The organism is Poriferisphaera sp. WC338 (assembly GCF_050931845.1).
Classification (GTDB): domain Bacteria; phylum Planctomycetota; class Phycisphaerae; order Phycisphaerales; family Phycisphaeraceae; genus Poriferisphaera.
The window spans coordinates 4,183,108-4,202,688 of sequence record NZ_CP194516.1 but is presented as its reverse complement, the minus strand read 5'-3'; the positions used below and the strand labels follow the sequence as shown (position 1 = coordinate 4,202,688).

At 50.4% G+C, this 19,581-nt stretch carries 20 protein-coding genes; 6 read left to right on the top strand and 14 right to left on the bottom strand.

Annotation, left to right across the window (positions count from 1 at the left end):
- Positions 1–38: 38 nt before the first annotated feature.
- On the bottom strand, positions 39–176 hold the full coding sequence (locus ACQ6WK_RS17415) for a hypothetical protein (RefSeq protein WP_432798668.1): 138 nt from the start codon (positions 174–176) through the stop codon (positions 39–41).
- On the opposite strand from ACQ6WK_RS17415, the gene ACQ6WK_RS17410 reads away from it, so the two are divergent.
- The 4 genes from ACQ6WK_RS17410 (at position 175) to ACQ6WK_RS17395 (ending at position 4,192) form a co-directional block, all read left to right on the top strand.
- Positions 175–678, top strand: coding sequence for a YhcH/YjgK/YiaL family protein (locus ACQ6WK_RS17410; protein WP_432798667.1), 504 nt, complete (start codon positions 175–177; stop codon positions 676–678). The genes ACQ6WK_RS17415 and ACQ6WK_RS17410 overlap by 2 nt on opposite strands.
- Positions 679–1,007: 329 nt before the next feature.
- Entirely contained in the window at positions 1,008–1,823 is an 816-nt protein-coding gene (locus ACQ6WK_RS17405; protein WP_432798666.1) for an N-acetylmuramoyl-L-alanine amidase, read from the top strand.
- Between the two features lie 362 nt (positions 1,824–2,185).
- Positions 2,186–2,998, top strand: coding sequence for an N-acetylmuramoyl-L-alanine amidase (locus tag ACQ6WK_RS17400; protein WP_432798665.1), 813 nt, complete (start codon positions 2,186–2,188; stop codon positions 2,996–2,998).
- Between the two features lie 405 nt (positions 2,999–3,403).
- The gene (locus ACQ6WK_RS17395) at positions 3,404–4,192 is read left to right on the top strand and encodes an N-acetylmuramoyl-L-alanine amidase (protein WP_432798664.1); all 789 of its coding nucleotides are present in this window, start codon (positions 3,404–3,406) and stop codon (positions 4,190–4,192) included.
- Between the two features lie 106 nt (positions 4,193–4,298).
- Here the strand turns inward: ACQ6WK_RS17395 and ACQ6WK_RS17390 are convergent, their stop codons facing one another.
- From ACQ6WK_RS17390 to ACQ6WK_RS17355, 8 genes are all read right to left on the bottom strand, one after another.
- Positions 4,299–5,144: a type II secretion system protein gene (locus tag ACQ6WK_RS17390; RefSeq protein ID WP_432798663.1), complete on the bottom strand. Its 846-nt coding sequence runs from the start codon at positions 5,142–5,144 to the stop codon at positions 4,299–4,301.
- A gap of 144 nt (positions 5,145–5,288) precedes the next feature.
- Positions 5,289–6,260: a LamG-like jellyroll fold domain-containing protein gene (locus tag ACQ6WK_RS17385; RefSeq protein ID WP_432798662.1), complete on the bottom strand. Its 972-nt coding sequence runs from the start codon at positions 6,258–6,260 to the stop codon at positions 5,289–5,291.
- A gap of 515 nt (positions 6,261–6,775) precedes the next feature.
- Positions 6,776–8,515, bottom strand: a complete 1,740-nt coding sequence (locus ACQ6WK_RS17380) for a SulP family inorganic anion transporter (RefSeq protein WP_432798661.1) — start codon at positions 8,513–8,515, stop codon at positions 6,776–6,778.
- A 354-nt stretch (positions 8,516–8,869) separates the two neighbouring features.
- Entirely contained in the window at positions 8,870–10,528 is a 1,659-nt protein-coding gene (locus ACQ6WK_RS17375) for a PEP-CTERM sorting domain-containing protein (RefSeq protein ID WP_432798660.1), read from the bottom strand.
- Positions 10,529–10,935: 407 nt separating this feature from the next.
- Complete coding sequence (locus ACQ6WK_RS17370) at positions 10,936–11,166, bottom strand: hypothetical protein (RefSeq protein WP_432798659.1); 231 nt, start codon at positions 11,164–11,166, stop codon at positions 10,936–10,938.
- Positions 11,167–11,292: 126 nt separating this feature from the next.
- On the bottom strand, positions 11,293–12,345 hold the full coding sequence (trpD, locus tag ACQ6WK_RS17365) for an anthranilate phosphoribosyltransferase (protein WP_432798658.1): 1,053 nt from the start codon (positions 12,343–12,345) through the stop codon (positions 11,293–11,295).
- A gap of 171 nt (positions 12,346–12,516) precedes the next feature.
- Entirely contained in the window at positions 12,517–12,765 is a 249-nt protein-coding gene (locus ACQ6WK_RS17360; RefSeq protein WP_432798657.1) for a hypothetical protein, read from the bottom strand.
- A gap of 43 nt (positions 12,766–12,808) precedes the next feature.
- A complete protein-coding gene (locus ACQ6WK_RS17355; RefSeq protein ID WP_432798656.1) occupies positions 12,809–13,267 on the bottom strand; it encodes a DUF6677 family protein in 459 nt (152 codons plus the stop codon).
- A 192-nt stretch (positions 13,268–13,459) separates the two neighbouring features.
- On the opposite strand from ACQ6WK_RS17355, the gene ACQ6WK_RS17350 reads away from it, so the two are divergent.
- Positions 13,460–13,774: a hypothetical protein gene (locus ACQ6WK_RS17350; protein ID WP_432798655.1), complete on the top strand. Its 315-nt coding sequence runs from the start codon at positions 13,460–13,462 to the stop codon at positions 13,772–13,774.
- 52 nt (positions 13,775–13,826) lie between these two features.
- Complete coding sequence (locus ACQ6WK_RS17345; RefSeq protein WP_432798654.1) at positions 13,827–14,219, top strand: hypothetical protein; 393 nt, start codon at positions 13,827–13,829, stop codon at positions 14,217–14,219.
- A 106-nt stretch (positions 14,220–14,325) separates the two neighbouring features.
- Here the strand turns inward: ACQ6WK_RS17345 and ACQ6WK_RS17340 are convergent, their stop codons facing one another.
- The 5 genes from ACQ6WK_RS17340 to lpxD form a co-directional block, all read right to left on the bottom strand.
- Positions 14,326–14,745 (bottom strand): potassium channel family protein, encoded by a 420-nt coding sequence (locus ACQ6WK_RS17340; RefSeq protein ID WP_432798653.1) that lies wholly within the window; start codon positions 14,743–14,745, stop codon positions 14,326–14,328.
- Positions 14,746–14,876: 131 nt separating this feature from the next.
- On the bottom strand, positions 14,877–15,845 hold the full coding sequence (locus ACQ6WK_RS17335; protein WP_432798652.1) for an NAD-dependent epimerase/dehydratase family protein: 969 nt from the start codon (positions 15,843–15,845) through the stop codon (positions 14,877–14,879).
- Positions 15,846–15,957: 112 nt separating this feature from the next.
- Entirely contained in the window at positions 15,958–16,803 is an 846-nt protein-coding gene (gene lpxA, locus ACQ6WK_RS17330; RefSeq protein WP_432798651.1) for an acyl-ACP--UDP-N-acetylglucosamine O-acyltransferase, read from the bottom strand.
- A gap of 61 nt (positions 16,804–16,864) precedes the next feature.
- Positions 16,865–18,178, bottom strand: coding sequence for a UDP-3-O-acyl-N-acetylglucosamine deacetylase (lpxC, locus tag ACQ6WK_RS17325; RefSeq protein WP_432798650.1), 1,314 nt, complete (start codon positions 18,176–18,178; stop codon positions 16,865–16,867).
- Positions 18,179–18,323: 145 nt separating this feature from the next.
- The gene (gene lpxD / locus ACQ6WK_RS17320) at positions 18,324–19,349 is read right to left on the bottom strand and encodes a UDP-3-O-(3-hydroxymyristoyl)glucosamine N-acyltransferase (protein ID WP_432798649.1); all 1,026 of its coding nucleotides are present in this window, start codon (positions 19,347–19,349) and stop codon (positions 18,324–18,326) included.
- Positions 19,350–19,581 lie beyond the last annotated feature (232 nt).

The following is a 19,581-nucleotide window of genomic DNA, read 5'->3' as shown; positions in this document are numbered from 1 at the left end:
GGTGCCATATCGGGTAATCTTTTATATCTCTGGCAACGTTAGGCATGGACGTTGCCATCCTGCCACCAATCGCTCATTCTCACTTTGCCATCACGCATAATCCCGAAGATGATGTAGCGATTAAATTTTTGCGCTACATCCGCCACCGCACAAACCCATGGACCAAACCGAATCATGATCTACGACCATATCGACAATATATCTCTCTATAAGAACCTGCCAGCCAACCTTACTGCAGGCCTTCAATTCTTAAAGAATGTAAATCCCACTACCCTCAAGCCTGGCCGCAATGACTTGCAAGGCGAAGGACCACACGCGCCACTTTTTGCCAACTTTGATTCCTATACCTCCCGTACTACCACCGAATCCAAATACGAATCGCACCGCCGCTACATCGATATCCAATACATCATCTCCGGCAACGAGCGCATTGCTATCTCTCCTACCCCAACCTCTGAAAGTAACACCGGCCAACCCCTCGCAGTCACCGACTCATATAATGATGAAAAAGACTTCGAGCTATATGATCACAACCCCGACATCTTGGCTGGTACACAATGGGTCATCCTCCGTCCAAACCATTTTGTGATTCTCTATCCGCATGAGGCGCACATGCCCTGCATTCAGTTTGATGGCCCAACAGAAATACAGAAGATCGTGGTCAAGGCCCACATCTAAACCAAAACCGGCCAATAACTGCAAAATCTAAGTAAACACCTACGCCTCACAGCTCTCTAACAGCAGCTTGTCTGCAAGATTTCGCATATCATTATATATTTTTCTGGCCTAATTCTCGTTCGTGGTATATATTCTTATAGCATGATCTTGCGACAATAGATCGGTACGCTGATCGCCTGCCACGCCGCGAGCGGTCGGTCTTTAGCTTAGATTTGTACACGGCCACCATTTGAAACCGCTCAAATGACGACATCCAGCCGTCACGGATGACCGCAGATCTATCACACCAAAACATGCTTTAAAACCATCATCTTATTGCGGAGGAAGACATGCGCATCACTCGTTTTTGGCCAGCAATTGCAGCGGCGACAGCCATGGCACTGGCAGCTACACCCAATCTGTCTGCCTTTGAATCGTCAGGCGGCGACTTGCCGGATCTTGCCAACACACTCAATAAACCTTGGCAAGAATTCCAGTTCAAAGGCGCGAAAAATGCCAGCTCCCGCAACGGCGCCGGCGTCAACTCAATCGTCATCCACACCACCGAAGGTTCAGGCGTTTACGAAAACACCATCAATTGGTTCCGCAACTCATCGAACAACTCTAACTCTGCACACTTCGTGATCGCACGTGACGGCCGAGTGACACAGATGGTTGATTCATCCAGAAGATCTTGGCACGCAACCTATTACAACCGCCGCTCTATCGGCATCGAAATGTCCGGCTTTTCGTTTGGTCACTCCGATCCTAATGATGACAAGCCAGATACATGGCGGTATGAAGTCGGCGAAATCCCCGATCCACATGACCCAACCCCTGGCGACGGCTATCGATCCAATCTCGACACGCTGGCACAGATCGTTGCCTTCTATGTCGATAAGTACAACGTCCCACTGGTTCATCCCACCGGTGAAGCACAATGGCACCGTAATAGCGAAGGCGACGTTGTGATCGACAGCGAATACAACCAGTCAGGCTTGGTCGCTCACGGCCAAATCCAACCGTGGAGCCGGCGCGACCCCGGCCCAGAATTTCCATGGGACGAACTGATCAGCCGAACCAACGCCATTCTCGTCCCCGAGCCAGCCACCGCATCACTCTTCTTAGGGGCCGGCCTACTTTTCCTTCGCAGGCGTCGGGCGTGATCTGAAATCTAACAAATCTTGATTGCACATAATTACCGCCATCCAGCTTACGCAGGGTGGCTTTTTTATAACGCCAGCCATGACATGAGAACAAACCGCGAAACAACAAATATCATTATAAGAATGTCATGTAAGTCTACATAAAAAACGATATAAGCATTTCATTAAAAGCTACTTGCAGAATCATATCCCCTATATTGCCGACACCACACAAACCATAATAATATCTTCTATTATTATATATTATTCTTTTGCGGCGACTCATTTCTGGCTTATATTATTGCTACCCGCCCCATTCCGGAGCCCGCCTGAACAGTTGAAATTTGTACCCCCCAACCACTGCGGGATCAGGAGAGTGAAACATGAGAAGCATTCGCACCATCTTCAAGGGCCTTGCCCTAAGCGCTGCTGCTATCGGCACCACCATCGCGATAACCGATGACGCCTCCGCAAAAGTTAGCTACCCTTCGGACGTAGTCTACGATCAAGCTGCCGCTGGCAACTTCCGCACCGGCCGATCCGGCGGGCACATCGACTCCCTCGCCATTCATACCACCGAAGGCAGCTACGGTAGTGCCGTCAACTGGTTTAATAACCCCGCCTCAGGCGTCTCAGCCCACTACGTCATCAGCAAAGACGGCGACATCACACAAATGGTCGATTCATGGGACACCGCCTACACCACCAACTATTACAACTCACGATCCATCAGTTTTGAAATGGCTGGCTATGCTGGTGAAGCCTCCACTTGGTACTACCAACCTTGGGAGCCAGAGTACGGCACAACCTACAAAAACTACCGGCCAAACCTTGATGCGCTTGCCAACCTCGCGGCGTTCTTCATGGAAAGAACTACTTCCCATGGTGTGACCTACGATATCCCCAACACACGCTCAGAAAATAAAGCCAAGTACCATTGGAGCAACGGCACACGTATTGTAGATGAATACCTTGATGAAGAAGGCTGGGTTGGTCACGACCAAGTCACCCCATGGTATAAAACGGATCCCGGCGAATTCTTTCCTTGGGAAGACGTCATGATGATGACACAATCCTATCTCGACAACGGCGAAAACATCTACTGGCCAACCGTGACGATTCCCGAACCAACAACCATGGCAACACTAGCCTTTGGCTTGCCCACCTTGCTGCTTCGCCGCAAGCGTGCCGCTTGACCACACTCATCGACACATACAATCACTCACAAAGCCGAGCCTAATGCTCGGCTTTTTCATAAATACAGATAAACAAAGCGCCTAGTTTTACATACTCAGAAACCGCACCCAAAGACTCCATAATTATAAGACCTTCACAGTGCGAAACTGGCGCCATATTAATTTACTGCTAATAAACAACTTACGCTCCAACCTCAAACATGGCTCCACCTCAAGCCATAACCATGCCCTCAATTGTTATATATTTTTCTGTGATTTCGCGCAATCAGGAGTTATATTAAAAGTATACGGATTGAGCTTTCAAGCACACCTAACGCCAAGGCCGCGCCCTGTGTTGATATGTATAAATCCGTGCCATTTTGTTAACGCTAAAGTCAATACCGTTGATCATTAGGAGGTCGGGTTGTGAGTAACGCATTCAAAGTAACATCACAGTTATTGCGGATAAGCACTGCAGTAGCTGTTTGCGCACTGTTAAGCACCGAAGCATCTGCTCAGGTAACCTATCCATCAGGCGTCGTGGAAGACCCTGCACCAACAAACAAGTACACAAACGGTCGCAGCCGAACGATCGATTCGCTGATCGTTCACACCGTCGAGGGCGGCAGTCTGAGCGGCACGGTGAACTACTTTAAAACAACTACGAGAAACATCTCTGTCCATTACATCATCGACACCAACGGCGATGTGGTACAAATGGTCGACTCCTGGCACACTGCTTGGACGCAAAATGATTACAACTCACGCGCGATTGGCTTTGAGATGGTCGGCTATGCTGGTGATCGATCCACTTGGTACTACGACATCGGCGATGCGGAATATGGCACGACCTACAACAATCTTCGCCCCAATGTCGACAAGCTAGCCAACATCATGGCTTACTTCATCGAACACCCCACCAATAAAAATGGCGCAACCTATGACATCCCGTTCCAGCGGATTATTGGCGATGCCTATGACTATCCTGGTGATGAATTAGACATGCCTGGTATCGGTGGCCACTATCAAGTTACACCATGGAATAAATCTGATCCTGGTATCTATTTTCCTTGGGATGATCTCATGAAATTTGTTGAGTCATACATTGATAACGACACCAATGTTTATTATCCCACGGTCATCCCAGAACCGACAGCCATCGCAATGCTTTCACTCGGACTACCAGCATTACTCTTGCGAAGAAAACGCGCATAACTTTACTAAACCCAAACATTCTCCTCCTTATTTATGTATTGCATAAAAGGCTTGGCACATGCCAAGCCTTTTGCTTTTTACTTCTATTCACGTACGAAATTTTAGATTAAGTTCCATCATAAGGCGTTGGGAACCAACTAGGATCAGCCGGAGATGGACGACGATCTGGGTAATGCACACCCCAAGAGCTCTTCTTAAACAACGTTCGCCATCGTGTTTGCGTTGCGCCATAGATCTCACCGATTTCTTCCCATGTATCTTCCCATACCATCGTTTCAACATGGCCATCAATAAAGCTGTAATTTGCAGCCCCCATATGCCGCGCCCACGCCATCGTATTTTTTTCTTCCAGATGAACACCTTCGTTGCCGTGATTTTCAAATGTTGCGACATGATGCGGCGCACCTTCCGCCGCACGTGTATCCATAATTCGTATAGATTGCGAAGCAAGCGGAACATCTTCTAACCGTACAGCATTAAACCGGCTTGCCCATGCTAGCGGCGGATTGGGATTTTCTTCCGCATCGGTATGACTCGTATTCAATCGGTAGGACGCAGGTATGTTGTCTACCTCAGGATCAGTCGGCTGATGAACATCGCTCCATCTACCGCGGTATGTATCACTATCATCCACAGGACATCGGAAGAATTCTTGGTCGAAATTCAACGTACTCGACAAGATGTAATCCCATCCCAAGGTTGGCCAATGATGTCCCCATTCGGATTCATCCAGAGCAGGTCCATGATTAAACCACGACTTGATCATGTAACCTTTATGATCTGCTGCAAATACATGATCCCCGGTCGCAAGCTGCCGAAGATTTGAAGCACACTGAATACTCTGCGCCGTCTTGCGAGCACTACTAAGTGCTGGAAGCAATATGCCAATAAGCAATGCAATGATACTGATTACAACTAGTAGTTCGATTAATGTAAATGCGCGTTTTCCCATAGAAATGACCTTTATGTATCGTTACGAAATGAGAGATCAAGATGCGGTCCAACTATGCGTAACTTCGTATGCATATTCTCACAACAAAGAGTGATTGGGGCGGCACATTGCCGCCCCAACGCTCATCTCGTGTATTCGTCTTATTTACCGTCGTTTGGCAATCATTGAAATACCAAACATCATCAAAGCTGCACTTGCAGGCTCAGGGATTGGTGAACCAAGTAAATCATCAACAGCCAATGCTTCGTCACTGATACGAACATCATCTAGATTACCTTGGAAGAAATCATTCGGGCCATTGAACCAGCCACGACCAATCGTCCATGTTGCAGAACTGTCTGCAAGACCAAGCCCGCCGTGCGTATGAATCAACTGATATGTGCTATCTGTTTCTGACTTGAGATAAAGCTTGACCGAGCTACCATCGCCAACCATCGCAAGGCTATACCACTTATCTGCTTCAATCGCAGGACCAACACCTATTTCAGGCTGCCCCGTCTGACCTGGGTCTGTCACATTAAGTAAATCACCGCCCGGTGTCGTATCCCAATGATAAAAATGAAGCTTGCTGTTGACACCGTTAATACCAATCCACAACGTGCCTAACGATTCATCATTGTCACCATTACCTTTGTTCTGATCGCCACTATCGTCTGGGTTACGATCATGACCAATGATACCCTGCCAAGCATTCGTAGCGGATGTTTTAAAACTAACCTCAAAAGTAAATTGGCCCGCACCATTCATCGCAGTTCGGATATTGCCATCACCCTGCTCAAAAAGATCGGCACCATTTGTTTTGTAGGAGAAATTATTGGCCACGCCGGTTTGCGGTGTCATGGCATATTGCACATCAGACGAAAAAACACCACCTTGTGGAAACTGATATAGCCGATTGTCGTTGCCTGAGATATCTGGCATATATGCAGTACCATCTGGGCCGGGTGCATTGGTTCCTTCAAGCACCAAACCGTCGGATGCTGCTATGACATTACCCGTGTCAGCATCAACCGCATTCTCAAATGTCCAATGAGCGACTGTTGCAGCTTGCACCGCTCCACCCATGATACCTGCCACTCCCAAGGCAGAGACCAAACTTAAATATGATCTTTTCATCTTCAAAACCTCCTATCGTTAAAATACACTTAACTCTTACTGTCGAAATGTTCGATCGTTACCGAATGGTTTTAAATCAACACAAAACCAACTAGAACGCTGTGTTTACATTAAAGAGGATACTCCTAATCTTGTGCAAAACCATAGTCTGAACACAAGATTACCCAACAGAAATCCCACTCGTTAAACTGCTTTCAAACCATCAAGTTAGATCTTTTTTTCTCCTCAAAAGGCCTTTGTACCGGTCCAGCAAGCAGCAAGCAATTCATATCTATCAAGTACCATTTATTATGCATGCCATTACAACTTTCCTGCTATATCAAGCTTGCAACATTGATCGTTCTCACACGTCTTTTATGACTGCAGTAATCACGAATGCCAAAGATCATGATGGAAGCAATGGAAAAACCAAGGCTATATGACACATGCCACAACACCGTATGCGCAGTACATGCTTATTTACCTTAAGACGGAAAAAATGTACGCGACTAGGCTAATGCAAGAATACGCGATCATCACGCAAGACGATCAGTGGCAACGTGGTAATGTGGATCGTTAGAAATATCGATCTCGACAAGGTCGCCAGCTTTGCGTAAGAGTTCTTGACATTCAACGGACAAGTGGCGGAGGTGAAGACGCTTGCCTTCAGCGCGATATCGCTCAGAAAGCTTATGGATCGCTTCGAGACCAGAATGGTCGTAAACACGTGAGTAATAGAAATCGACGACCACTTCGTCGGGATCGTTCTTCGGATCAAAGAGATCGCGGAAAGAATGAACCGCGCCGAAGAAGAGTGGGCCGTGAATCTGGTAAACCTTTTGACCTAGCTCATCTACTTTTACATCTGCAAAGACGTTCTTCGCATGCTTCCATGCAAAGACAATCGCAGAAACGATGACGCCGAGGATTACCGCGGTGGCAAGGTCATGCATGATGGCGGTGTAACCTGCGACAAGTACCATCACGAAGACGTCTTCAGCGGGAATCTTGCCGAAGGTGCGGAGGCTGGTCCATTCGAAGGTGCCGATGACGACCATGAACATGACGCCGACGAGTGCCGCGATAGGGATCATCTCGATGAGCGGTGCGAGGAAGAGAACAAAACAAAGCAAACCAAGCGCAGCAACGATACCAGAAAGTCGCGCCTTGCCGCCGGAATTCACGTTGATAAGTGATTGGCCAATCATGGCACAACCGCCCATACCGCCGAAGAAACCGCAGGTCACGTTGGCGATACCTTGGCCGATACATTCGCGGTTACCTCGACCGCGTGTTTCGGTGATCTCATCAATCAACGATAATGTCATAAGCGATTCGATCAGGCCTACACCTGCAAGGATGAGTGAGTAAGGCAACACAATCAGGATTGCCGCCCAAAGCCCTTTACCGGTAAAAACATTGTCGGGAAAGATTTGCGGGAGATGGAAAGTAGGCAAGCCGCCGGCAATAGTCACCGTCTCGGTTTCAGACAAAATCCTGCTGATCTCATCTTGGGAAATCTTGCCGAGGTTCGCCGCAGCAGCAGCCCCATCCGCCAAAGCAACCTGCACCGCGTCTTCTTGTGCATCTTTCTTTGCAGCGGCGACTGCGTTCGCTTTCACTGAATCATTCAACACATCAGAAACGGTCGCAGCACGAATCGATTCACCAAATGGTTGAAAGTAATTGAGCGATGCGCCGAGTGTGGCCACCACGAGAATTGCTGCTAGTGATGCGGGAACTGCACGTGTGAGTTTGGGCAAACCAAAAATAATCACCATAGTCAGAAGCGCAAGACCGAGCATGATAAAAAGGTTCGGCCCAGTAAGGAACACTTTCGTTCCAAGCGGCGTGAGGGTTTTAAAGGATTCAAACTGTGCCATGAAGATGACGATGGCAAGCCCGTTAACGAAACCAAGCATCACCGGGTGGGGAACGATGCGGATAAATTTACCTAGACGGCAAAGACCAATGGTGATTTGGATGAGTCCGGCAAGGATAACTGCCGCAAAGAGGTATTCGACACCATGCATTGCAACGAGTGCAACAACCACGACCGCCATCGCGCCGGTTGCCCCAGAGATCATACCGGGTCGTCCGCCGAGGATTGCAGTGAGGAGCCCGATGATAAATGCGGAGTAGAGGCCGATGATCGGTGAAACGCCTGCAACAAATGCGAAAGCAACAGCTTCGGGGACGAGCGCGAGCGCAACGGTAAGACCGGAGAGAACTTCATCTTTGATGGAGTATGGGCGTTTCGAGAAAAGATTAAACATCACGGTCCTTTGATTGAAGCAAGACAGCGTAACTTGTTTAGTAATGCCACAGAGCGCATCGGGATAACAAGCTGGCTGCAAGTTAAATGCAGTTTTGGAACAACACGGGCCTAGGTGTGGGCGAGTTTGAGTGTTTAAGGGTTCTGAAAAGTTTGCCGGCGTGGCAAAAACCCTTCGATCTCCTCGTTCAGGGGCTTCCACAGGAGGGGCAGACTATACCGGGATCAGGGCTCATAGTCAAAGCAGAGGCCTGATTTCAGCCTAAACAAAAATGTTATAAGTCGTTTGTTTGCAAAGAAAAACCGCCCGACGGACTGCAGGCGGTGATGGTGGCTTGTGTTCGACTGGTGTGGTTTATGCGCTAGGTGAGCGACGACGGGAAAGCAGGGCTAGACCGCTGATTGAGAGCAATGCGAGGGAGGCGGGTTCGGGGATGGCATTGGTATCCAGCACGAATACGCCGGTTGAGCCGTCGTCGAAGTTAATCCGCACGGCCAACTCGCCGACATCGTTGAACGCAGTGCCGTGCCCGCGGCCAGTATAAGAATTCGTCATGTATTGAAAACTTGACACCGTTCGTAACTCCTCCGCGAGCAGATCATCATCCACATCAAACAGATCGCCCGTTTGAAGCAGTTGCGAGAGCTGCCCATTGGTATCTGCCGTCCAGATGCTCAAACTGTTTGTGCCAGTGATGCCGGGACCATCCATAAACGCAGTGAAAACAACTTGTCCAGCTTTATTGCTGATCACACTGGAGAAGTTGCCGAAGACAATGCCAGGATCATGGCCGGGTGCAGCATCACCTTCATGTGCGAGCATCGTTAACGTGCCTGCATTTTCTATCCAAATTGATTGATCGTTGGTTGAATCTATCCCCGCGCCGTCAAGCGTCGCAAAAAAAGTTGTATGCCCAGTATTGCCGAGGTTTATCGCAGAGAATGTTTTGAAAAATGCGTCTGGTCCCGCTCCTGTTGCAACCTCACCTTCTAAGACAACTGAAGACAAGCTGCCGTTGCTATTGGTCCAGATCCCAGTATCGTTGGCTGTATTAATCACCCCGCCCAAACCGAGCCGACCAAAGAAAGACGATTGCCCGGTGTCATTGATCGCAAAAGAACCCAGGCTATCGAACTTCGTGCCAGGTACGGTTCCGGGAGCCGCTTCGCCAGTGCGAATGATTTTAGTCAGTGAATTTGAATCACCGATCCACAGGCCCAATTGATTGTCGCTATTCACACCTGCACCAGATAACGTCCCTCTAAAAGCGACTTGATCTGCATCGTTCATGACCAGTCCACTAAAGTGGCTGAAGTTAACACCAGTGGGTGTGCCGGGAGCTCCGTCACCTTTGCGGGCAACCAGTGAGAGTGAACCGTTGGCATCAGTCCAGACACCACGATCATTGGCGCTGCTGACACCTGTCCCTGTAAGCGTGGCGAAGAATGCAGTATGCCCAGCATTATTCAAGAGTGGTAATCCATCGTTAAAGAAGATGCCGTCAATCAGCGTGCCGCCGGACAGCTCTGGTGCTTGATCACCTTCACGGATAACTTTTGATAATGTGCCAGCGTTGCCGGACCACATGCCCCAATCGTTCACGTCATGGATGCCTGCCCCTTTAAGCCTGCTACGAATTGCAACGTCACCCGTGTCGCTAATATGGCCGTTCAACGTCCAAAACGCATCACCAGGGTTTGCACCTGGCGCATCACTGCCTTCACGCGCCACAAGCTTGAGTGTTCCTGAACCCTCCGAAAACATGGCAATGTCGTTGTTGCTATCCACACCGGGACCGATCAACGAGTCTACAAATGCGACCTGGCCCGATTGATTGATAGTGATCGAAGCAGCAGATCCCCGGTAAGTTACACCGACAGGTAAATCGGCAGCTTGCTCGCCTCTAAGCATGACGGTTCTTGAGAATGCTGCTTCACTGTTCGACGTGGCAATAACTGCACCACTGACTGCCACCACAGCTGCAGTCAGCACTCGACCTCTTTGCTTTAACATCTACACCTCCACAGTTTGAATTGATCATGAATATAAAAAACAACACAGGCACACCGCCAATTCAAACTGCCCAATCAGCAAAGATAAAGGTGTGCCCCAGCTCCCGGACATAACCAGTCCTGACCCCTGCTCAAAAACGTGTTTGGTAGTACTCTATATTGCTAGGTGCACACGCGCCAGATTCTTACCGGCGGCAAGGTATACAAGTAGCAATACAATGCTATTTTATATGAAGAATATGAGCCAGCAAAACAAATTTACACAAATCAGTTCTGGCTTATACCGTGCAGATCAAAATTAACTTGAATATAGGCAAACAAGGTGGAACAGGAAAACTGTTACGGCTAATTTTGCATTTTGTGATCTGATGATGCAAAGCAAGCATTTAATGGCATAGCACTGATGACTCACAGTGCAGGCCAAAGGGTGGGGGCCGCTTGGGTGAGTTGATCAAGCGTGTTGGCCTGCTGAACGGTCAACTCTTCGTCCGCAATCTTCGCCAACATATCCGCTAAGCTCTGCTTCGCGCCGCCTTGATATTGATAGCTACGCAGAATGGGAATGATGTCATCTGGTGCATCGCCGCGATGGATCATGGTTTTGATCTTGGAAAGGTACATACGGTTTACTTCGGCCATGGCGGGTGGCTCCTAACGGATAAGACGGTACAGATCGCATATGGGTAAAAGCAGAAGTGCCACAACACAGGCACAACACGAACAAGAAATTATAGATGGGGAAATCGAATCTTGAAAATAGGACGATTACGCGGTCGGCGCCTCAGCAGCCTGGGTAATGGCAACGAGCTGATCCAGCGCCTTCTGGGCGGCACCAGAATCAATCGCGGTCGCAGCAAGTTCGATACCTTCCGGAATATCGTGGACAACGGAGCCGATGCGGAGAGCGGCAGCAGCGTTGAGGATCACAATGTCACGAGCGGGACCGTGTGCGCCAGAAAGCACCTCGCGGATGATCGCGGCAGACTCTTCTGGCGAATTCACCTCTACGGATTCAGGTACAGCAAAAGGGAGGCCCAGCGTTGCTGGGTCGATCTGATGCGTCTTGATCATGCCGTTATGAAGTTCGGCAGCTTGTGTGGGACCGAACGTCGTCAGTTCGCCAAGACGCTTACCATCGGGTAGTTCTGCGTTCACGATCATGGCATGTTCCGCACCGAGGTTCGCAAGCACCTGCGCGATGGTTTGGAGCAGTTCGGGTCGAGGCACGCCGACAAGTTGCCGGGTGACATGGGCAGGATTGGTGAGCGGGCCGATGAGGTTGAGCAGGGTGCGGAAGCCGAGCGCGGTGCGAACTGGCATGGCGTGTCGCATGGCGGCATGGTGCGCCGGAGCAAAGCAGAAGCCGATGCCGGCTTGATCGAGACATTGCGTGATCGTGGCGGGCGGTACATCAAGCTTGACACCGAGACATTCGAGGACTTGGGAAGAGCCGGTGCGAGAGGAAATGGCGCGGTTACCGTGCTTAGCCACACAGAGATTATGCGGGCGGCCTGCCCCGGCGGCGACGATCGCGGCAGTGGTGGAGATGTTGAAGAAGGTGGAGTGCGTGCCACCCATGCCGCAGGTATCAATGGCAGTGAGTCCCTCTGGTACATCGACTGGAAGGACGCGAGACCGCATGGCAAGTACCGCACCAGTGATTTCGTCGGCGGTGGGTTTGCGGAGTGTGATCATGGCGAGAAAAGCGCCGGTCTGAACGGGGTCAGCCTCACCGGACATGATGTGATCCATCGCGGATTGCGTCTGGGAAGTCGAGAGGGTTTGGCCATCGGCGAGGCTGGCGAGGAGTTCTTTCATGTGAAACAGATTCCGGACCTAGGTAATGTTTGCATCAATGTCGTTGCGCGCGGCACAACCAAACGGTTTGATAGATATAGCTATTGTAGGAAATTCAGGTGGAAGCGAACAGAAAATTGATATGAACGTGGGTGTGGTATGAGCGATAGGTGAGATTTATTTAGATCTAGACTAGAAGAGTGCACTCATGGCCCAAAGGACGAGGCCGGAGATAATCATGAAGACGGTGATCTGAATCGTGAGCCACGTTGCAGCCCGGGGAAGGTGCTTGAGATTATCAAGCTTGAGGGTTTTATAGACCACAGCAATAACGACGGCGACGGGGAAGAAGAGCAGAATCCAGTAGCCATCAATGGGGATCGGATCGAGGAATGGCCGCCAGGCGAGCGTGGAAAGCGATTGTGTGAATGCGGTGAGCATAGCTTATTCCGTTTAATAAGATCCGGTAGCGACAATAATGAAATCAGGCAGATGATGGTGGCGCAAGGCGGGCCTGTTCGTGCGGTTCACGATAGAGAACATCGATAATTGCGAGTACGTTCAGCAAACCGGCAAGAGTAGTGAGGAAGAGCGCTTGTGTTTCTGGAAAGCCGTAGGCGGGCTGAAAGATATTCTGCGGACCAGGAAGAATGTCTGGCGGCGAACTAACTAAAAATTCTTGGATTTGCCAGATGATGATAGAAGGTGAAAGCAAAATTTGTCCGAAGAACCAAGGGGAATAAAGCTCTCGGTTGAAGATGGAAACACCGCCGACGAGCAGACCGAGCAACCAGATGAAAAGGATGCTAATAAGCAGAATCAGCCCGCGTTTTTTTTCACCAATGAGGATGTGCCCGAGGCCGGGGAGGATCCATGTGGCTATGGCGGGAACAACGTGCCATCTGCCAGGTCCGGAGTTGTGTTTGTTTTGCGAAATTGGCATTGATTGATCCGGTGTGGATTCCCTATATTGTTGTGTAATCGAGGCGCATCTGAAAGTTGTACACAGGAGCGTTTTACGATTGACAATTTGGGTCAGAGAGATAGTGTAACCGCCAGAAGGGCCCGGGCCAATTGAATGTGGGTTCGGCCAGTGAATTCTTTAAGAACAACATTTTCGTGGAGATGGACTGTTATGGTTGGGCTCATCGAAACCAAGGTAGCTTTTAGAACATTCGACTTCCCGTGCGAAACAGAAGAGTCACAAGAATCGTCACAGACGGTATATCCGGACCGCTTGACCGAACTTGCTTTCGTCGATGACGAAGGTGAGTTTGATGAGGACGCTTTTTATGACGATGAAGATGATGACGAGGATGCGTTATACGAAGACGACGATGATGACGACGGCTTCGGTAAGGATGATGATGACGAGGATGATGACGCATTCTTCGACGACGATGATGACGAAGACGATGATGTCTTCGACGATGAGGATGAAGATTTTTAAAGCGGATTGATCGTGCGGCCAGCCTGCGATTACCCGCGGGAGAAAGAGCAACATGCACGATTCAGACAGCAAACAAGAGAAGTCGGACTATCTGCGCGATGGTGTGGACCGCCGCAAGAACGTGGTCGACACCCGCGATCCCGGCACAGGCCTTGAACGACGACGCGGCCCCGGACGACGACGTAGCGACTTCATGAAATCCGCTGAAGAAGGTGAAATGAGCGGCGAGCAATTCCTGTTCATCAAAGCGATTGATGCTTATAAGCGTGTGAACAATCGCCCCTACCCAACATGGACCGAGGTGTTGGAGGTTATTCGTAAGCTCGGCTACCGCAAAACGGCTGGTATGGAATTAGATATCGCTGGTGCTGAAGACTGGACCGAAGCTGCTGATGCACCATCATTTATTAAATCCGAAGATACGCTGGACAGCGAAGCTGCATAAAACAAAACGCCTTCAAAACAAGCTAGATACCATTGCAACCCGTGGCAGATGCCTCGGGTTGTTTTTATATCGTGCTGTTCAAAAATATCCCTAATCATTGATTAGACTAAGGACTCTCCGGCAAACGATGATGTTGCAGAAACTCAGGCGAGCCATCAGCAAGCGGATGCTTCTCAATGTCTTCGACAGGGAGCATCTCGATTTCTTCTATCGTGGTTTCTGCAGCTTTGATGGCTGCGGCGACGACCACGCCGGTAATGACCAGCCCCAACAAACCAATGAATATGGATATCACTTTCGCACGGTGAGTATGGGGAGTAATGTCGCCGTAGCCGATAGTAAGCGCGGTAATGAAGGCGAGATAGATCGATTTCCAGATGGGTTTATTGTCGGCTCGTGCGAGAAGCATACCGCCCATGAAAACCATGGCAACAACGATGATGACAAGCCAGTAGAGATGGCCAAAGATGATCCCCATGTTTTTGAGGAAAAGCCAAACCGCGTGGATGTCGTCGGTAATACTCATGAACTAGTCCGATGGCCAATAAGCTCTCGTACGTATGCTCATGTTTTATCGACGTGATCAGCGCGTGCTTACAGGAAGGATAAACACGGGGTTATCGAGAAGATTATTTGAAGTCAGATCTAAATGGGTGGTTAGAGATACTGCTGTTTATACCAATCCCAAAGTTGCTCAAGGCCTTGCTGAACTGGCGTCTGCGGGTTGTAACCAAGCAGCGATTTCGCCTTATCAATGTTGGCAAATGTAATATGCGGCTCGGACGGCGGCGCGGGAGGTGTTTCAAGAATGGCTTTCTTGCCGGTGAGCTGTTCAAGACTTGCCACAAAGTCCGACATCAATACAGGCTCACCGCGACCGATGTTAATCACCTCATAACCCAACGGCTTGTGCATCGCCAGCGCGACACCTTGAGCAATGTCTTCGACATAAGTCCAGTCACGTTTCATGTCGCCAGCATTAAAGAGCGTAATTGTCTCGCCCTTCACCAAACGGTCGGTGATCATGAATGGCATCATATCGGGACGTGCACGACGACCATACACTGAGAAAAAGCGTAGCGATGTAAAATTGAGTTCGTGCAGATTGTGATAGGTGTAGCCCATCATCTCGATGGCTTTTTTGGAAGCTGGATAGGCTGAAAGCGGCGCGTTGCACGCATCGGTTTCGATAAATGGAAGCGTCTTGGTATGACCATAGATCGAAGACGTAGAAGCAAAAACGAAGTTGGGTGTTTCAGTAAGACGAGCGGCTTCAAGGAGGTTGACAGAGCCAACGATGTTAACGTCGGTATAAAGCGGCGCTCGGCCGATGGAATAGCGTACGTTCGCCATGGCCGCGAGATGTGCCACCGCATGCGGCTTGTGTGCTTTGAAGATATCCATCATGCGATCGCCATCACGGATGTCATCTTCGCAGAGTGTAAAGTTGGTGTGATCTTGAAAACCTAGAATGTTGGCGCGTTTCTGATCGACATTGTAATAGTCGTTGAAGTTGTCGATGCCAACGACTTTGTGATTCTGCGCGAGCAATATCTCTGCGAGGTGCGAACCGACGAGGCCAGCAACGCCGGTGATGATAAAGGTTTTGCTTGTGTTGTCAGGCATGATTAAATCTGCTTTACCCTGGTGTGTCGGAAGGGGCGAGCCAGAACTATATCATACACCGCAGCAGGTGTGCTGTATGGCATGCTGGAAGATTCTGCGGAAAACGGGCGGCTTATTTGACAGGATTTTTGAACGGGTTGTCACGACGGGCTGCTTCACGGGATCGGCCGTGGATACCGTTCATTGACGAACGCATATCGGTGATGAGCGTATTGATTCGTGGGTCATCGGGGAAACGGTCTTCAAGCGTGGCAAGATGCTCTTCGGTCCGGCCAACAGCAGCGCCCTCTTCAAGACGCAAGAATAACATCCGGCAAGCAAGCTTGAGCGGCTCAATATCTTCATCAGAAAGTTGGTGACGTTTAAGCAGCACCGAATTGACCTTGCGGACGCGGGCGGGATTGCCTTCGATGAGCATGAATGGCGGAACATCCGCGACGATGCGCGACATGCCACCGACATATGAGAACTGGCCGATCTTGACGAAGTGGTGGATCGCTGCCGCACCGCCGATAGCTGCGTTGGATTCGATCTTCACATGTCCAGCCATGAGGACGGCGTTTGCAATCACGACATGATCACCAATGACGCAGTCATGACCGACATGCACACCCACCATGATGAGGTTGTTCGACCCGATGCGTGTGACAGCTTTATCGTTGGCGGTGCCGATGTGGATGGTGACGTTTTCGCGGATCTGGTTGTTGTCGCCGATAATGACTTCGGAGTCTTCACCTTTGTATTTGAGGTCTTGTGGAGAGCCGCCGATGGTGGTGAACGGCCAGATGGTGTTGTTTTCGCCGAGCGTGACACGGTTATGGATAGCGACGTGATTGAGGAGTTTGGTGCCGGCACCGATTTTGGCTTTGCTATTCACAAAACAAAACGGCCCGACTTCAACGTCATCGGCTAGGATCGCGCCGTCTTCAACTATGCTGGTGGGGTGGATATTTGCCATCGTATGATGCGGTCTATTAAACGAACACCGTGAGCTTGTCCGTGTAGACATCAATTCCTGTTTACTCCTGGTCGTCGTCGACCAGCATAAATTTAACTTCGGCTTCGGCGGCGAGTTCTTCTGCAACATAAGCGCGACAACGCATATGTGCGACTCGAGCACGGATTTTCACGGCCTCGGCTTCCAGCAAAAGCTGATCGCCGGGGGTAACGGGTTTTCGGATCTTGACACGATCAAGCGAAAGCAACACGGCAAGCTTCCCGGCGTGTTCGAGTGACTGACCAATGAGTACGCCTGATAACTGCGCGAGCGCTTCAACGATCAGTACACCCGGCATCATGGGCGTACCGGGGAAATGTCCCTGAAAAAATGGTTCGTTTGCGGTAACATTTTTGATACCGATCACACGGCGATCACCATCAATCTCAAGCACGCGGTCCACCAACAACATCGGATAGCGGTGCGGCAGAATACGATTGATCTGACGTGCATCAAAGGCGACAGCCTTGCGAGAGAGCTGCAAGAACTCATCCGCCCGGTACTGCTCAATCAGACGCTTGGCCATGAGCTGATTTAGTGCATGGCCAGACTTATGGGCGACAATGCGTCCTTCGATGCGCGTACCGACAAGGAAGAGGTCGCCGATGAGATCGAGCATCTTGTGACGAACGGGTTCGTTGGGGAATCGGAAATTGTTGTTTCCGATCGGGCCGTTGTCATCAATCACCAACACTTCATCTTCAGAAAGATGCGAGCCGATACCTTGAGCACGCATCGCTTCGGCTTCATGCTTCAAGATAAAGGTGCGAGCGGGCGCGATTTCTTTTTCGTAGCTGTCGTCGCCAAGATTAAAGGTCGAAACCTGCGATCCGATAGCAGGGACATTGCTGTAATCGACTTGATAGGTGTAGGTGGATTCGCCGTTCTCAGCGGGAACTGCGGCAACCATCGCATCATCCTGCCGAACGACAATCGGTTCGTGCACCTTCAGCACCTTGCGGGATGCTTCCTGTTGCACAATCCCTGCATCATGGAGGCGTTCGAGAAACGGCAGAGCCGACCCGTCCATGGCTGGCAACTCAGTCGCGTTGATCTCAATGATGAGATTATCAATGTTGGAAGCAGCCACGGCAGAGAGGCAATGTTCACATGTTTCGATCGTGGCAGAGCCGGCCTTGAGTGCGGTGCGGCGAGGACGCTTGATGACATTTGAAACGAGTGCGGGGATCTGGGTGCCACCGAGGTCTGTACGTACAAAAACCACGCCGTGGTTTTCAGGGGCAGGCTTGAAGGTGACAGAGACGGGTGTTCCGCCGAAAAGGCCGATGCCGTTGAAGGAGATGTTTTTTGCAATCGTCTGTTGGACGTTCACCATAACGTACTCTTGATCCGCGAAAAGGTCTCACACGGCACAAAATGTGCTTGGCCTGAGATTTTAGCGTCTAGCGGGACGGTTTCACACCCGGGGTGAAGCCTGACAAGTACCGCTGGCGCGGGGACTATTATAACTAAAAATACCGTTATGACTTCAGGAATCGCTTGACCTGCTTGTAGAGGTCAGGGAGCTTGCGGATCATGGCATATTCTCGGACGGCCTGCCCATACTCGCGAGCGGGGGAACCAGCCCATGTCTGCCCGGCAGGAACATCGGACATCACTTGGGATGCACCAGCAAGTATCGCGCCGTCGTTGATAGTAATGTGATCTTTGAGAGCACACATGCCGCCCATGGTGACGCCGTTGCCGATGATGACCGAACCTGCAATACCGCAAGAACCGGAGATGGCGCACATGTTACCGATACGAACGTTGTGGCCGATCTGACAGAGATTGTCGATCTTGGTGCCATTACCAACGACGGTGGAGGAGAACTTGGCACGGTCGATGGCAGTACCAGCCCCGATTTCGCAATCGTCACCGATGACGACATTGCCGATTTGGGGAATTTTCTCAAGATAAACGCCGTTTTTGTTTTGGTTGGGGCGATAGCCGAAGCCATCAGCACCGAGGGTGACGTTGGAGTGGATCTCAGTGCGGTTACCGACAATGCAGCGTTCACGAACAACCGCGCCGGGCCAAATAACACAATCTGATCCAATGGTGGCGTGGTCCAAAAGCGTGACGTTGGCGTGAAGAATCGTATTGCTACCAAGGACAACATTAGGTCCAACGAAACAACCTGCTCCGACGGCAACGTTCTCGCCAAGCGTGGCTGAAGAATCTACGATGGCGGAAGGATGGACGCCGGGATTGGCCTGTACCGGTTCTGGGGCAAAAACCGACAGAACACGTCCCATTGCCAGATCTGCATTGGGCACGAAGATCAGCGCGCGGTTGCCGCCAGGCTCAAGCTCAATATCTTCATTCACTAGCGCGGCGGACGCTTTGCTCTCAGGCCACTTCTCGGCAAAGTCGGCGTGGCCTACGAATGTAAGTTGCCCATTATCAGCAAGTTCCAATTCTTCGAGGGAATGGATTTCAAGGTCGGGGCTGCCAACAATTTTGCCCTGAACCAAGTCGGCGATCTGTTGAATGGTCTGTGTCACGGGGACGTGATCCTGTTTTGTTTTCATAAATTCGCGCAGGCAAACCCTTGCTACGCTACGAGGAGTCTACACACCTTAGCTATGCCCCGCGACTTGTCCACTTCACCCCTTCCCTCCCCTGTTCGTATCATCCAACTTTAAGTCGCCCAGACCCGGACGTGCATAAAGAAAAACCCATGACCGGCGGCCATAGGTTTAGATAGGTCTATGTGTTGAACACGGCTCATTTAGG